This window comes from Pseudomonas sp. 2725 (assembly GCF_050434585.1).
Lineage (GTDB): Bacteria > Pseudomonadota > Gammaproteobacteria > Pseudomonadales > Pseudomonadaceae > Aquipseudomonas > Aquipseudomonas jessenii.
This window is the reverse complement of sequence record NZ_JBNDIV010000002.1, coordinates 545,621-558,788: the sequence shown is the minus strand read 5'-3', so window position 1 is coordinate 558,788 and position 13,168 is coordinate 545,621. Positions and strand designations below refer to the sequence as shown.

Below are 13,168 nucleotides of genomic sequence, written 5' to 3'. Positions count from 1 at the left end.
ATCCTTTAGCAGGACTAAACGATGAGCCGTCAATTACACGCCCAGACGTATGTCTGGCTGAACGTGTTTGCCTGTGCCGCGCGGCACCTGTCGTTCACCCGCTGCGCCGAAGAGCTGCACATCACACCGGGGGCGGTCAGCCAGCAGATCCGCCAGCTGGAAGAACGCCTGGGCTTTCGCCTGTTTCACCGCCGCCCCCGCGGAGTGGAGCTGAGCGCAGAGGGCCAGCGCCTGGCCATAACCGTCAACGAGGCCTTTGGCAGCATCGACGCGGAATTGCGGCGACTGGACGCGGGCATGATCAGCGGGATTCTGCGGGTGCGTTCGATTCCGTCGTTCCTGAGTAAATGGCTGACGCCGCGACTGCCGCGTTTGCAGCAGCGTTTTCCGGACATCCAGTTGCGCCTGGTGGCCGAGGACAGCAGCGTGCCGTTGCATGAAGGTGACTTCGACCTGGCGATCGACCTGAACGACGGCAGTTATCCGGGACTGTTATCCACAGCCTTGCTTGATGAACAGATTTTTCCGGTGTGCGCGCCGAGCCTGTTGCGTGGTCGTCCACCACTGCATGGTCCGGCGGACCTGATGCACTTTCCCTTGCTGCACGACATCACCGCCTGGCGCGGCAGCTACGAGTACGCGGAATGGGAGTTTTACCTCAACGCCATCGGCTTCGAGGGTGCGGATGTGCGACGCGGGCATACCTTCAATCGCAATCACCTGACGATCGAAGCGGCCATCGCCGGGATGGGGGTGGCGATTGCTCGACGGACACTGCTCAACGATGAGCTGGAGCGCGGGGCGTTGATCGTGCCGTTCGGCCTGGCGGTGCCCAATCACAAGCGCTACATGCTGCTTTACGCACCGGGGGCGTTGAGCCATCCGGGTGTGCGCGCGGTGCACGATTGGTTGGTGGAGGAGGCGGGTGCTTTTCGCAGCCTGCACCCGTTGGGGGAGCGGCAAATGTGAGCAATTATTACGTAAGAGCAGGGCGACCCAACTCCCGACCTTAACAGCGCTTTTACCGGTTGTCCGGCTTTTTTTGCGATTGAAAATTTATCTTTTTTAGGGGGTTGAATTGTTCAGCGTACAGACCGATTGTGTAAGTAAGAGGTCACGGTGATGACGCCCAAGGGCTTAGCTGACCGGCCTCTCGCGAGCTAGCTGAAATAAGGGATGAACTATGCAAATCCAAGTCAATAGCGATAACCATATTCAAGGCAGTAAACGACTGGAGGAGTGGGTACGTACGACCATTGAGAGCACGCTCGAACGCTACGAAGAGGACCTGACACGAGTCGAGGTTCACCTGCGGGACGAGAACGGCGACAAGCCGGGTCCCCACGACATGCGCTGCCAGCTGGAGGCGCGGCCAAAAGGCCATCAACCGATTTCCGTCACCCATAAAGCCTCCACCATGGAGCAGGCGATCGACGGAGCGGCTACCAAACTTGAACATGCGCTGGAGCATATGTTCGGCAAATTACGCGGCAAACGAGCCAATGTGGTGCCCATCGAGAGTGCCGCCCATGCCGACCATCTGCTGGAAGAAGAGTTTCTTGAGAACGAACAGGCAGCGCTTAACGGCTGACACCTGATTCACTTTTTTACCTTCCCATGAAAACGGGCCTGCATTGCAGGCCCGTTTTGTTTTCGGTGGCTTTTGGATTCCATGGCTATGCCATTGGTGCAACCAACGGGCGTAATAAAGGGCTGCACCCGATCCTTTTGCATATGAGAATATTTATCATTAATATTGCGGCCTTTCCGGTCCCCTGACGCTGTCGTGGCCTCCCCGGTTTTCAGGTCGAAACATGAACGATGATCACTCCGCCCCCGAACCCCGCGATATCGAGCGCGATCCACTGCGCGGGGACCGTGCGCATTTTCTCCAGGTGTTTCTCTCCCAGCGTTCGCAAATGGAAGCACTGGTGAGCCGGCGTGTCGGTTGTCGGGCGACGGCGGCTGACCTGGTACAGGATTTGTTCCTGCGATTCTGGCGGCGGCCGTTGGTGCAAGTCGAGGAACTCAGCACCTACCTGCTGCGCTGCGCCGGCAACATCGCCATCGATCACTTGCGCAGTGAAGGCACGAGGGTCCGGGCCAGCGAAGGTTTGATGGTGGAATCACCAGACAGCCATGGCAGCGGACCGCAAGCGGCGCTGGAGGCGGGCAACGATCTGCGCCATGTCGAAGCCGCGTTGCGCGCCTTGCCGGAGCGTACGCGGCAGATCTTCTTGCTCAATCGCATTCACGGCCGCAAATACGCCGAGATCGCCAAGGCCATGGGCTTGTCCCAAAGTGCCGTGGAAAAACATATGATGCGCGCCCTCGAAGCCTGCAAGGCCAGCCTTCGGGAACCCGAACCGCGTACGCCAGGGACAGCACCGTGAACGACTTCAAACGCGTCACCCCGACGCCGGCGCAGGAGCAGGCCGCGCTGGCCTGGCTGAGCCTGTTGCATGACCAGCCCAACAGCGGTGACCAGGCGACGTTCAGCCAATGGTTGCAGGCCGACCCCGCCCATGCCGAGGCCTATGCCCGGGCGCAGGTCCTGTGGGAGTTGAGCGAAGGACCGGCGCGCACACTCGCCGATGAAGACGCTTTTGCCTTGCAGGGCTATCTCAACGCCATGGACAAGCCGCGGCGTAGCACGCTCGGGCGTTGGTCCGGTGCGTTGGCGATGGCCGCGTGTCTGCTGTTGATGATCAGTGTCGGTACAGGCTGGCAGCCTATGCGTTGGATTGATGACCTGGGGGCGGATTACGTCTCGGCACCGGGGGAAATTCGCACCGTTATCCTTGCCGATCAGTCGCAGGTGACACTGGATGCCGACAGCGCCATCGCCGTGGATTTCAGTCGCGGTGAGCGGCATGTGCAACTGCGCCGCGGCGCCGGCTTTTTCAGCGTTACCCATACCGGCGAGCCGTTTGTGGTGGACGCCGAGAAAGGCCAGACGCGGGTCCTGGGCACGCAGTTCGAAGTCCGTTTGCAGCCCCACGGTGCACAGGTCACGGTGCTGTCGGGACGGGTTGGCGTGACGGCGCACCAGAAAGCCGATCAGCAAGTGCTCACCGCCGGCCAGCAAGTGGCCTATGGCGAAGGCTCGGCGCAAACACTCCACTCGGTGGACAGCGAAGCGCAGTTGGCATGGCGCCAGGGCTGGCTCAATTACTACAAGGCGACGTTGGCCGACGTGGTACAGGATTTGGCGCGCTATTACCCCGGACGGATCGTGTTGCTCAATGATGAACTGGCGAGGCGCCGGGTCAGTGGCAGCTTTCCGAGCAGGAACCCGCAGGCGGTGTTGAGTTCGTTGCAGGGGGTGTTGGGGTTTGAGCAGCATCAGGTTTTGGGGCATCTGATTATTCTGCGCTAAAGCTGCTGGCCTCTTCGCGGGCAAGCCCGCTCCCACAGGGTTACGTGTTGCCCCAATATTGTGACCGACTCAATACCTGTGGGAGCGAGCTTGCTCGCGATGACGGCAGATCAGACACCCAACCACTCAAATAAAAATATTTTCAGTTTTTGCTGAGGTAAACCCGATTGCCATCCGTGTAGTGACTGAAACTGCGAGTCATTCGCATCCGTTGCGGTTCTACACAGGTCATGAGTCATGAAGTCCAGGGCAAAATCGGGTTCGGTCAAACAATGGTTGGGTGTGTCTGCGTTGAGCTTTTCGGCATTGTCCTTGTTGCCGCTGAGCGTAGCGCTGGCCGCAGAGGCAGGCAGCAGTCAGTCGCGTGGGCAATTCAATTTCGCGCTGGCCGCCAAACCGTTGCCCCAGGCCCTGAGCGATTTCAGCCGAGTGACCGGCATCAGCGTCGTCTACAGCGATGAGGCACCGTACGGTCTCAATGCGCCGGCCATCAATGGCCAGATGAGCGCCGAACAGGCTCTGCAACGTCTGCTCACTGGTTCGGGCTTGACGTTCCGTCGCACCGACGACCACACCATTGCACTGGAACCACGGCCGACTGAAGGGGCGTTGAACCTGGGCGCGACCACTATCACCTCGGTGATGGATGACTCCATGAGCTATCAACCGCCACCCATCACTTCAGTGATGCGCTCCTCGGCCCCCGTACAGGAGATCCCGCAGACGATCAACGTCGTTCCGGCCCAGGTCATCCGCGACCAGGCGCCGCGCAATCTCGATGACGCGCTGGCCAATGTCAGCGGCATCACCCAGGCCAACACCCTGGGCAGCACCCAGGACTCGGTGATGGTCCGTGGCTTTGGCGACAACCGTAACGGCTCGATCATGCGCGACGGCATGCCGATCGTGCAGGGTCGTGGCCTCAACGCCAGCGTGGACCGGGTCGAAGTGCTCAAGGGCCCGGCCTCGTTGCTCTATGGCATCCAGGATCCGGGTGGCGTGGTCAATATGGTCAGCAAGAAGCCCGAGCTTGAGCGGTACAACGCGCTGACCGCGCGCGGTTCGAGCTATGACGACGGCAAGAACGGCAGCGGTGGCAGCCTCGACAGCACTGGGGCCCTCGGCGATTCCGGACTGGCCTACCGCATGGTGCTGGACTACGAAGACGAAGATTACTGGCGTAACTTCGGTGTGCATCGCGAGAGCCTGATCGCGCCGTCGCTGGCCTGGTACGGCGAAAGCACCAAGCTGCTGTTCTCCTATGAGCACCGCGAATTCCTCACACCGTTCGACCGCGGCACGCTGATCGATCCGCGGACCAACCATCCGCTGGACATCTCGCGCAACGAGCGTCTCGACGAACCGTTCAACAACATGGAAGGGCGCTCGGACCTCTATCACTTCGAGGCCGATCACGAACTCAACGACAACTGGAAAGCCCATTTTGGCTACAGCTGGAACCGCGAAACCTACGATGCCAGCCAGGTGCGCGTGACCGCCATCGACACCAAAAAGGGCACCCTGACCCGCAGCATGGACGGCACCCAGAATGCGATCAGCACCGACCGTTTCACCACCGCCAGCCTCGAAGGCAACGTGAATGTGCTCGGCATGCAGCATGACCTGCTGTTCGGTATCGACGATGAGTACCGTAAGATCTACCGCGAAGACCTGATCCGCCAGAAAAGCCTGACCACATTCAGTTACGTCAATCCGGTTTATGGACGGGAAGTGCCGGGCACCACCGTCAGTGCGCCCGACAGCGCACAAACCGATGAACTGCGCAGCGATTCGGTCTTCCTGCAAGACTCCATCCACCTCACCGACCAGTGGATTCTGGTGGCCGGCGCGCGTTTCCAGGCGTACGACCAGTACGCCGGCAAAGGCGTACCGTTCCACGCCAACACCGACAGCAACGGGCAGAAATGGGTGCCGCGCGCGGGCCTTGTGTACAAATACACCGATGCCTTGTCGTTCTACGGCAGCTACACCGAGTCGTTCAAACCCAACTCGACCATCGCGCCATTGAGCGGCAGCAGTACCGTGCTTGACGGCGGTATCGCGCCGGAAGAAGCCAAGTCCTGGGAGCTGGGTGCCAAGCTTGATCTGCCGGGCCGCGTTACCGGCAACATCGCACTGTTCGACATCAAGAAGCGCAATGTGCTGGTGGCCAACGCCGAAGGTCCGACCACGATTTACAGTGCCGCCGGTGAAGTGCGTTCCCGTGGCCTGGAAGTGGACCTGAGCGGTCAGCTCACCGATCGCTGGAGCATGATCGGCAGCTACGCCTATACCGATGCCGAAGTCACCGAAGACCCGGATTACAAAGGCAATCAGTTGCAGAACGTGGCGAAGAACAGCGGCTCGTTGTCGGCCGTCTATGACTTCGGCAGCGTCATTGGCGGTGATCAACTGCGGGTCGGCGCCGGGGCGCGTTATGTGGGTGAGCGCGCGGGCAACGCGGTGAACGATTTCGACCTGCCGAGCTACACCGTGGCCGATGCGTTTGCCACCTACGACACCAGGGTCGAAGGGCAGAAGGTCAAGTTCCAGCTCAACGTGAAGAACCTGTTCGATCGCACCTACTACACCTCGGCGGCGAGTCGGTTCTTTGTGTCGATGGGGGATTCGCGGCAGGTGACGTTGTCGAGTACCTTGGAGTTCTGACGATAGACCGTGTCATCGTTCATCGCGAGCAAGCTCGCTCCCACAGGGGAATAGGGTAGCCACAAAACAGGTAAGCACCACCAAACCTTGTGGGAGCGGGCTTGCCCGCGAAGGCGGCAGTACAGGCGATAAAAAAATCGGGTCTAGCGCAAAAACGCCTGTCGATACTCGCCGGGCGTCCCGCCAAGTGTCTGGCGAAACCGGTTGGTGAAATGGCTGGCGCTGGCAAAACCACAAGCCAGTGCAATCTCCCCAAGAGGCTGCGAGGTCGTGCGCAGCAACTCCCGCGCCCGGTCAAGGCGCCGCGCCAGCACATACTGGTGGGGTGGCAAGCCGAAGCTTTCGCGGAACATCCGCGCGAAGTGGTATTCGGACAACGCACACAACGCCGCCAATTGACCGAGGCTGATGGCCTCGTCCAGATGGCTGTTGATGAACTCCACCAGATGCCGGCGCTGGTGCGCGGCCAGCCCGCCTTTAAGGCGTAAGCCCTGACGCACGTTGACCTGGCTGAGCAGGGCATGGCTGAGCAGTTCGTGAGCCAGGCTGCTGGTGAGCAGGCGCTCGCCCGGCTCGTCCCAGTTCAAGGCGACCAACTGCCGAAAGCGCAGCGCCTGCTGCGGATCATCGAGAAAGGTCTGCTCGCGCAGCTGCATTTCCCGTGGCTCGCGATCGAGCAGGGTGACGCAGCCAAGGGCAAATTGTTCGGGGCTGAAATACAGGTGTGCCAGGCGAATATCGCCATTGATCACCCAGCCTGACTGGTGATCGGCGGGGAGGATGCACAGTTTGTCCGGACCACCCTTGTTGCCGGGCTGGTCGCGGCGAAAGGTGCCGGTGCCGCCGGCAAGGTAACAGGACAGCGTGTGGTGGCTGGGCGCTTCGTATTCCTGAGCGTCGTGGTGATTGCTCCACAAGGCTGCAGACAAGCCGTCACCGAGCTCGGCGCTGTGCTCAAGGCGAGCATTCGGCGAGCGGTTGAGGGCTTGAAAGACTTGTAGGGTATCCAGTGCCGCCATGATCGTTGCTCTCTAACACCTGCATCCAACGGCTTGCATCCTACTCCGTAGACGTGCGCCTGCCAGCCTGTCGCCAGACAAAAGCGCAAGTTTATGCAAGTGCGCCCAGGCGTGGCGCCGGACACTGGGCACCTAGCGAGGAGCCTTAGTCATGAACCTTTCTTTGTACCTGCTGACTGTGCTGATCTGGGGTACCACCTGGATTGCCTTGAAATGGCAACTGGGCGTGGTGGCCATTCCCGTGTCGATCGTGTATCGCTTCGGCCTCGCCGCACTGGTGCTGTTCGTGATCCTGCTGCTCAGCCGACGCCTGCAAGTGATGAACCGTCGCGGGCACCTGATCTGCCTGGCTCAAGGCTTGTGCCTGTTCTGCGTCAACTTCATGTGCTTCCTCACCGCGAGCCAGTGGATCCCCAGCGGTCTGGTGGCCGTGGTGTTTTCCACCGCCACCCTGTGGAATGCCCTCAACGCGCGGGTGTTCTTCGGTCAGAGAATTGCCCGCAATGTGCTGATGGGCGGTGCGTTGGGCCTGCTTGGGTTGGGGCTGCTGTTCTGGCCGGAGCTGGCCGGGCATACCGCCAGCCCGGAAACCTTGTTTGGCCTCGGTCTGGCCCTGTGCGGCACCTTGTGTTTCTCGGCGGGCAACATGCTTTCGAGCCTGCAACAGAAGGCCGGTCTCAGACCGCTGACCACCAATGCCTGGGGCATGGCTTACGGGGCGGCGATGCTAACCGTGTGGTGCCTGGTCAAAGGCATTCCCTTCGACATGGAGATGAGCACGCGTTACATCGGGTCACTGTTGTACCTGGTGATTCCGGGATCGGTGATCGGTTTCACCGCCTACCTGACCCTGGTCGGCCGCATGGGGCCAGAGCGGGCTGCGTACTGCACAGTGCTGTTTCCGGTGGTGGCACTCAACGTGTCAGCGTTCGCCGAGGGTTATCAGTGGACGATGCCGGCGCTGTTGGGGCTGGTATTGGTGATGTCGGGTAACGTACTGGTGTTTCGCAAGCCCAAACCACGCTTGGTACAGGGGAGTAGCAAGCTCGCTTGAGATGACGTTCATCGAGCGCTGAAGTCCTCAGCGCTCGACTTTGATCGCAATATAAATCAGCAGCGGTAGTATGAAGTCGACAATATGCCGGGTCCAGTCTTTGTAATTCCAGGCTTGTGATTGGTCCATGTTGAACCATTCCACGCCGATAACTTGAAAGCCGACATAGTAAAGCAAGAGCGCAATGAGTAATCCTATGATCGCGGGCTTTTTGGCCTCGTGAAACTCTTCAGCGCTGCTACTCATGTTTTTATAAAGATAACAGGTTCCGATCATGAAGAAGAGCGTGTAGATAACCTCGAGTGTAATGATGAGCCAGTAGATGCGGTGATGGAGTATCTGCGAGGTAATGGCCCTGTAGGTGTACTTCTCGTCGTCATCTGTGGTCTCCATGCTCAGGATGTTACTGATGTTTTCGTAGTTGGTTGCGTAGTCCGTAACGTTGCTGTACATCACCAGCAATCCAAAAATACTTATGAATAACATTAGTGTGGCTTTGCTGAAGCGTATGACTTGATTTGTCGTAAGTTGATTCAAGGTGGTGATCTCCTTTGTTGTTTCCGTTGTGTCTGGAAAAGTAAGGAGAGTCTAGCGGGTGGTTTTGTTATTTGTTTATTGACTGAATTGCAGGGTGTGTATTCAGACAGTTTTTTTACAGGTTTAGAGTGATATTGTTTTTATTTTTTGCATTTAAGGGCAGGCGCTTTTAACGCCTGCCCTTTTTTCAACCCTTCCAGACTTGCGGGTTGACCAGGTCCTGTGGGCGTTCCCCCAACAGCGCACTGCGCAGGTTGGCCAGGGCACGGTTGGCCATGGCATCGCGGGTCTCATGGGTGGCCGAGCCAATGTGCGGCAAGGTCACGGCATTTTTCAACTGGAACAGTGGGGACTCGGCCAGCGGTTCTTTTTCGTAAACGTCCAGCCCGGCACCACGAATGCGGTTGTTTTGCAGTGCTTCGATCAGTGCCGGCTCATCCACCACCGGGCCACGGGAAATGTTCACCAGAATGGCACTTGGCTTCATCAGCGCCAGTTCACGATGGCTGATCAAGTGTTTGGTTTTCTCGCTGAGCGGCACCACCAGGCAGACGAAATCGGCCTCGGCCAGCAGTTGATCAAGGCTGCGGAACTGCGCGCCGAGCTCCTGTTCCAGTTCGGTCTTGCGGCTGTTGCCGCTGTAGATGACCGGCATGTTGAACCCCAGGCGACCACGTCGGGCGATGGCCGCACCGATATTGCCCATGCCGACAATGCCCAGGGTTTTGCCATGCACATCGCAACCGAACAGCTGCGCACCGACAGTGGCCTGCCATTGCCCGGCCTTGGTCCAGGCATCCAGTTCGGCGACGCGGCGCGCGCTGCTCATCAACAGGGCAAACGCCAGATCGGCGGTGCTTTCGGTGAGCACATCCGGCGTGTTGGTCAGCATGATCCCGCGTTCGTTGAAGTAGGCCAGGTCATAGTTGTCGTAGCCCACCGAGACACTGGATACCACCTCCAGCGTGGTGGCGTTTTCCAGTTGAGCGCGGCCGAGTTTGCGACCGACGCCGATCAAGCCGTGGGCGTGGGGCAGGGCTTCGTTGAATTGGGCGTTGATGTCGCCGTTTTTCGGATTCGGCACGATGACGTCGAAATCCTGTTGCAGGCGTTCGATCATTGGTGGGGTGACGCGGCTGAATGCAAGGACGGTCTTTTTCATGGGCGGGCGGGCTCGTCGGGCGGCGAAGAATGATGAGCACGCTAACATTCTTCGCGGGATTTGTGCGAGTCGTCAGGCGGTCTATGCAAGCTTGCAGCTTGTCGTGCTCCATCCAGTTATACTGCCGCACTTCTTATACTGTGGCATGCGGCCCGCTCACCGGGCCCGACATTTCATGCACCACCCGGAGCTTTCATGACTTCCCCGAAACAACCGCCGGTCGCCGACGCCCTGAACGACGTGCAGGCAGAGCTGCCAGACAGCGTCGACTCCAGCGCCGACAGCGAATCCAAAGCCGAGATCCCGGCCTTCAAATTCCCGTTCAAGCCGGGTGAGCTGGCGGCCGCCAAGGGTTCCAACCAGCCGTGGTACAAGAACGGCGCCAAGAACGGCCACACCAAGACGCCGGGCATGGCACCGCCGGGGACTCGTCGGTCGATGGGTAAGCGCTGAGTTCTTAAGTCTGCGGTGACTGATCTGCCGTCTTCGCGAGCAAGCCCGCTCCCACATTTGGAATGCATTCCTCCAGTGGGAGCGGGCTTGCTCGCGAAGGGGCCGGCACAAACACTGAAAATCCCGGATCAAGTCGCCCGCAACGAAATAAACGAGTAATTCGTCAGCGCATCCGCCGTCACTTGCGCACCTGCGGCCAGCACTTGCCCGGCAATATCATCCCCCGACACATGAAACCGCCATTCACTGCCCCACTGCGGCAACGTTTGCCCGGCCAGGTCGTCGATGATCGCGGCAAATTCCGCCATATCCGGCAGATAAGCGGTAAACCCGTCGCCCTTCAGGGCTGTGGTGCGAATCCCCAGCAGCGCACAAATTGCATCCTTCATCGGAATGTCATCACGATCCGCCTGACGGGAGCGCTGGATCAGTTCCGACAATTCCCGGTCGACCAGCTCACCACCGACAATCAGCTCCGGTCCTTTTTCCCACGACTCAGGTGGACATTCCTTCATGGCGGTGTTCAGAGGTATGTGCGGATTGATTTCCATCGGATAGATACGGCACACCAGCGGCCGGCGTTCGTAGATGCGACAGAGGTTGTCTTCGTCAAGATTTCGGCAGGGGCCGACATTGTAGGCGGCGAAGGTGATAGCCACGTACGCCTCGGATTCACCGCTGCGCACTGCCGCCGAACGGCGTTCGGCGTGTTCCCGTTGGTGCACCGGCAGACCCAGGCCATTGCCCAGAAACGCCTCCACCAGCACGATCACCTGACCGCCATCGGCTGCCCACATCCGGGCTTCGCCCAGGGTCAGGGGCACATGGTGGTCGTTACAGCATTTGCCGCAGCCTACACAGGAAAATGTTGTATTCATCGAGCGTTCGTTCGCGTCACAGGGCATGAAGCGGCGACAGAATGCCGCCGCAAAAGCCGCTATCGAAGCAAATTATGCGCCAGTCAGTTTGCCTTGCCGGCCGGGCGGATGGAGTCCCATTCGGTGACGTACGCGGTTTTGCTCTTTTTGTTGTACAGGCACAACTCGGTGCCTTGTGCGCCTTTCATGTGCTTTTGCGGGTACTGGCCCTGGAGCAGGAGCGCGGTGTAGCCGACCCGGTCATCGAACTGCGCGGCGTTGCCGACCGGTTTGCTGTCCTTCAGGCCACTGGCCTTGGTGCAACTGGTGAGTACGGCTTTGTCGTAGGTGGCCCAGGCGTCGGGGCTGGAGGCGTGGGCCTGGGAGGCGAGGGCGGTGAGGCAGAACAGAATCAGGGGCGCAGCTTTCATGGTTCAGGCTTCCTTGGGCTGAGTGGCCAAGGCAGGAGTATGCCTGAAAGGTAGATGGAGACTTTGCTGACCTCTTCGCGAGCAAGCCCGCTCCCACATTGGACGGTGTACACACATCAACTGTGGGAGCGAGCCTGCTCGCGATGGCGGCATCAGAGCGGAACCGGCTCCCGGCGGATCGCGCGCATCCCGACGTTTTCATACAAGCGCCGCGCACGAAGGTTGTCTTCACGTACCTTCAGGTCCACGAAACCTTCATGCCGCTGCTGGAACACCTTGAACGCCTGCAACAACAGCGCACGCCCCAACCCCCGACCCTGAAACCGCGGGTGCACCACCAGGTTCTTGATATAGGCACTGGTCCAGCACTGGCAAACGCCGACCACTTCCTCGGCATCCAGGGCAATGAAGCACAGGGCCGGGTCATATTCCGGATCGGTTTCGAACTGCCGTTGCCACATGTCCAGCGCGGCTACGCGACCACCGCCGTCGAGATAACCGAACTCCATCAACCGGTGCACGGCGGCGCCCAGTTCGGGGCGGTATTCGCTCAGTTGCAGGCCGGTTGGCCAATCAGGGGGCGGCACGACGACAGAGAGGTCGCGCCGCATCAGCCAGCAGAATTCTTCGGTCAACACTCAATAACCCTGTTCGGCGACAGCCTTGGCCGCGGTGATCAGGCACTGGGTCAATTCCGGCGAAGAAAACTTGGTCAGCACCGCGTTCGCGCCCGCCAGTCGTGCTTTCTCGGCGTTCATCGCACTGTCCAGCGAGGTATGCAGCAGTACATAAAGATGCGCGAAATCCGGGGTTTCCCGCAGGGTGCGGGTGAAGGCGTAACCGTCCATCTCCGACATCTCGATGTCCGAGACGATCAGGTTGATCTGCTGCGCGGTGCCTTGCAGGTCCAGCAGGCAGTCGATGGCTTCCTTGGCGCTGCGGGCCGTATGGCACTGCAGGCCGAGGTTACGCAGGGTGTGCACCGATTGCTGCAAGGCGACCTGACTGTCATCGACCACCAGGATGCGCGCGTTGCCCAGCAGTTCGGCGTCTTCCATGCTCAGTTCGGTCGGCGCCATTTCGATTTGTGCCGGGGCGATGCCATGGATGACTTTTTCGATGTCCAGCACTTGTACCAGGGTGCCATCGACCGACGTCACGCCAGTGATGTAGGCACGCAAACCACCGGAGCCGAAGGGCGGCGGGCGGATGTCGGTGGTCAGGCAATGGACGATCTTGCTCACGGCCTGTACGTGCAGGCCCTGCTTGGAGCGGCTGACGTCGGTGACGATCAGGCAGCCGCCGTTGGGGTCTTCCAGCGGACGCTCGCCAATGGCACGGCTGAGGTCGATCACCGACAGCGAGGCACCGCGCAGGGTGGCGATGCCTTTGACGTGGGGATGTGACTCCGGCAGCCTGGTCAGCGGCGGGCAGGGAATGATTTCACTGACCTTGAGCAGGTTGATCGCCATCAGCTTGCCGCTGCGCAAGGTAAACAGCAGAAGCGAAAGTGAGTCTGCGCGGGCTTTGGTGGAGGACATATAAACCTTCTCTGGAAAAAGGTGACGGGCAATCCAGGGATCGCCAATGACTTCGATGCCGGGTTATC

14 protein-coding genes are annotated in these 13,168 nt (G+C 59.8%); 7 read left to right on the top strand and 7 right to left on the bottom strand.

Going from position 1 to position 13,168, the window contains the following annotated elements; all coding sequences use genetic code 11:
• The first annotated feature begins 21 nt into the window (after nt 1–21).
• The 5 genes from ABIE16_RS06800 (at nt 22) to ABIE16_RS06780 (ending at nt 6,046) form a co-directional block, all read left to right on the top strand.
• The gene (locus ABIE16_RS06800) at nt 22–969 is read left to right on the top strand and encodes a LysR substrate-binding domain-containing protein (protein WP_349733663.1); all 948 of its coding nucleotides are present in this window, start codon (nt 22–24) and stop codon (nt 967–969) included.
• Nucleotides 970–1,183: 214 nt separating this feature from the next.
• A complete protein-coding gene (locus tag ABIE16_RS06795) occupies nt 1,184–1,591 on the top strand; it encodes an HPF/RaiA family ribosome-associated protein (RefSeq protein ID WP_057716375.1) in 408 nt (135 codons plus the stop codon).
• Nucleotides 1,592–1,814: 223 nt separating this feature from the next.
• Nucleotides 1,815–2,393 (top strand): RNA polymerase sigma factor, encoded by a 579-nt coding sequence (locus ABIE16_RS06790; RefSeq protein ID WP_057716374.1) that lies wholly within the window; start codon nt 1,815–1,817, stop codon nt 2,391–2,393.
• Nucleotides 2,390–3,379: a FecR family protein gene (locus tag ABIE16_RS06785; protein ID WP_223501285.1), complete on the top strand. Its 990-nt coding sequence runs from the start codon at nt 2,390–2,392 to the stop codon at nt 3,377–3,379. The genes ABIE16_RS06790 and ABIE16_RS06785 overlap by 4 nt, the downstream gene beginning before the upstream one ends.
• A 237-nt stretch (nt 3,380–3,616) precedes the next feature.
• Complete coding sequence (locus tag ABIE16_RS06780) at nt 3,617–6,046, top strand: TonB-dependent siderophore receptor (RefSeq protein ID WP_429520756.1); 2,430 nt, start codon at nt 3,617–3,619, stop codon at nt 6,044–6,046.
• 143 nt (nt 6,047–6,189) lie between these two features.
• On the opposite strand, the gene ABIE16_RS06775 is transcribed toward ABIE16_RS06780, so the two are convergent.
• On the bottom strand, nt 6,190–7,065 hold the full coding sequence (locus tag ABIE16_RS06775) for a helix-turn-helix domain-containing protein (protein WP_057716371.1): 876 nt from the start codon (nt 7,063–7,065) through the stop codon (nt 6,190–6,192).
• Between the two features lie 151 nt (nt 7,066–7,216).
• On the opposite strand from ABIE16_RS06775, the gene ABIE16_RS06770 reads away from it, so the two are divergent.
• Nucleotides 7,217–8,119 carry a DMT family transporter gene (locus tag ABIE16_RS06770; RefSeq protein WP_429520755.1) on the top strand — a complete coding sequence of 301 codons (903 nt, stop codon included), beginning with the start codon at nt 7,217–7,219 and terminating at the stop codon, nt 8,117–8,119.
• A 27-nt stretch (nt 8,120–8,146) separates the two neighbouring features.
• On the opposite strand, the gene ABIE16_RS06765 is transcribed toward ABIE16_RS06770, so the two are convergent.
• A complete protein-coding gene (locus tag ABIE16_RS06765) occupies nt 8,147–8,656 on the bottom strand; it encodes a DUF2165 domain-containing protein (RefSeq protein ID WP_057716369.1) in 510 nt (169 codons plus the stop codon).
• Between the two features lie 187 nt (nt 8,657–8,843).
• On the bottom strand, nt 8,844–9,818 hold the full coding sequence (locus tag ABIE16_RS06760; RefSeq protein ID WP_090453152.1) for a 2-hydroxyacid dehydrogenase: 975 nt from the start codon (nt 9,816–9,818) through the stop codon (nt 8,844–8,846).
• A 195-nt stretch (nt 9,819–10,013) separates the two neighbouring features.
• Between ABIE16_RS06760 and ABIE16_RS06755 the strand changes: the two genes are divergently transcribed.
• Nucleotides 10,014–10,271 (top strand): hypothetical protein, encoded by a 258-nt coding sequence (locus ABIE16_RS06755; RefSeq protein WP_340315238.1) that lies wholly within the window; start codon nt 10,014–10,016, stop codon nt 10,269–10,271.
• A 128-nt stretch (nt 10,272–10,399) separates the two neighbouring features.
• Here ABIE16_RS06755 and ABIE16_RS06750 read toward each other — a convergent pair whose 3' ends face one another.
• The 4 genes from ABIE16_RS06750 to ABIE16_RS06735 form a co-directional block, all read right to left on the bottom strand.
• Nucleotides 10,400–11,149 (bottom strand): YkgJ family cysteine cluster protein, encoded by a 750-nt coding sequence (locus ABIE16_RS06750; protein ID WP_407514327.1) that lies wholly within the window; start codon nt 11,147–11,149, stop codon nt 10,400–10,402.
• 83 nt (nt 11,150–11,232) lie between these two features.
• Nucleotides 11,233–11,559 carry a hypothetical protein gene (locus tag ABIE16_RS06745; protein ID WP_057716365.1) on the bottom strand — a complete coding sequence of 109 codons (327 nt, stop codon included), beginning with the start codon at nt 11,557–11,559 and terminating at the stop codon, nt 11,233–11,235.
• A 152-nt stretch (nt 11,560–11,711) separates the two neighbouring features.
• A complete protein-coding gene (locus ABIE16_RS06740) occupies nt 11,712–12,170 on the bottom strand; it encodes a GNAT family N-acetyltransferase (RefSeq protein WP_191622249.1) in 459 nt (152 codons plus the stop codon).
• Between the two features lie 27 nt (nt 12,171–12,197).
• The gene (locus tag ABIE16_RS06735; protein ID WP_007970363.1) at nt 12,198–13,100 is read right to left on the bottom strand and encodes a chemotaxis protein CheV; all 903 of its coding nucleotides are present in this window, start codon (nt 13,098–13,100) and stop codon (nt 12,198–12,200) included.
• Nucleotides 13,101–13,168: the final 68 nt, after the last annotated feature.

Coding starts and splice junctions, on each gene's coding strand:
- ABIE16_RS06740 (WP_191622249.1), bottom strand. CDS start 12,170: ATGCGGCGCGACCTCTCTGTCGTCGTGCCGCCCCCTGATTGGCCAACC.
- ABIE16_RS06775 (WP_057716371.1), bottom strand. CDS start 7,065: ATGGCGGCACTGGATACCCTACAAGTCTTTCAAGCCCTCAACCGCTCG.
- ABIE16_RS06750 (WP_407514327.1), bottom strand. CDS start 11,149: ATGAATACAACATTTTCCTGTGTAGGCTGCGGCAAATGCTGTAACGAC.
- ABIE16_RS06790 (WP_057716374.1), top strand. CDS start 1,815: ATGAACGATGATCACTCCGCCCCCGAACCCCGCGATATCGAGCGCGAT.
- ABIE16_RS06795 (WP_057716375.1), top strand. CDS start 1,184: ATGCAAATCCAAGTCAATAGCGATAACCATATTCAAGGCAGTAAACGA.
- ABIE16_RS06760 (WP_090453152.1), bottom strand. CDS start 9,818: ATGAAAAAGACCGTCCTTGCATTCAGCCGCGTCACCCCACCAATGATC.
- ABIE16_RS06800 (WP_349733663.1), top strand. CDS start 22: ATGAGCCGTCAATTACACGCCCAGACGTATGTCTGGCTGAACGTGTTT.
- ABIE16_RS06770 (WP_429520755.1), top strand. CDS start 7,217: ATGAACCTTTCTTTGTACCTGCTGACTGTGCTGATCTGGGGTACCACC.
- ABIE16_RS06780 (WP_429520756.1), top strand. CDS start 3,617: ATGAAGTCCAGGGCAAAATCGGGTTCGGTCAAACAATGGTTGGGTGTG.
- ABIE16_RS06755 (WP_340315238.1), top strand. CDS start 10,014: ATGACTTCCCCGAAACAACCGCCGGTCGCCGACGCCCTGAACGACGTG.
- ABIE16_RS06745 (WP_057716365.1), bottom strand. CDS start 11,559: ATGAAAGCTGCGCCCCTGATTCTGTTCTGCCTCACCGCCCTCGCCTCC.
- ABIE16_RS06735 (WP_007970363.1), bottom strand. CDS start 13,100: ATGTCCTCCACCAAAGCCCGCGCAGACTCACTTTCGCTTCTGCTGTTT.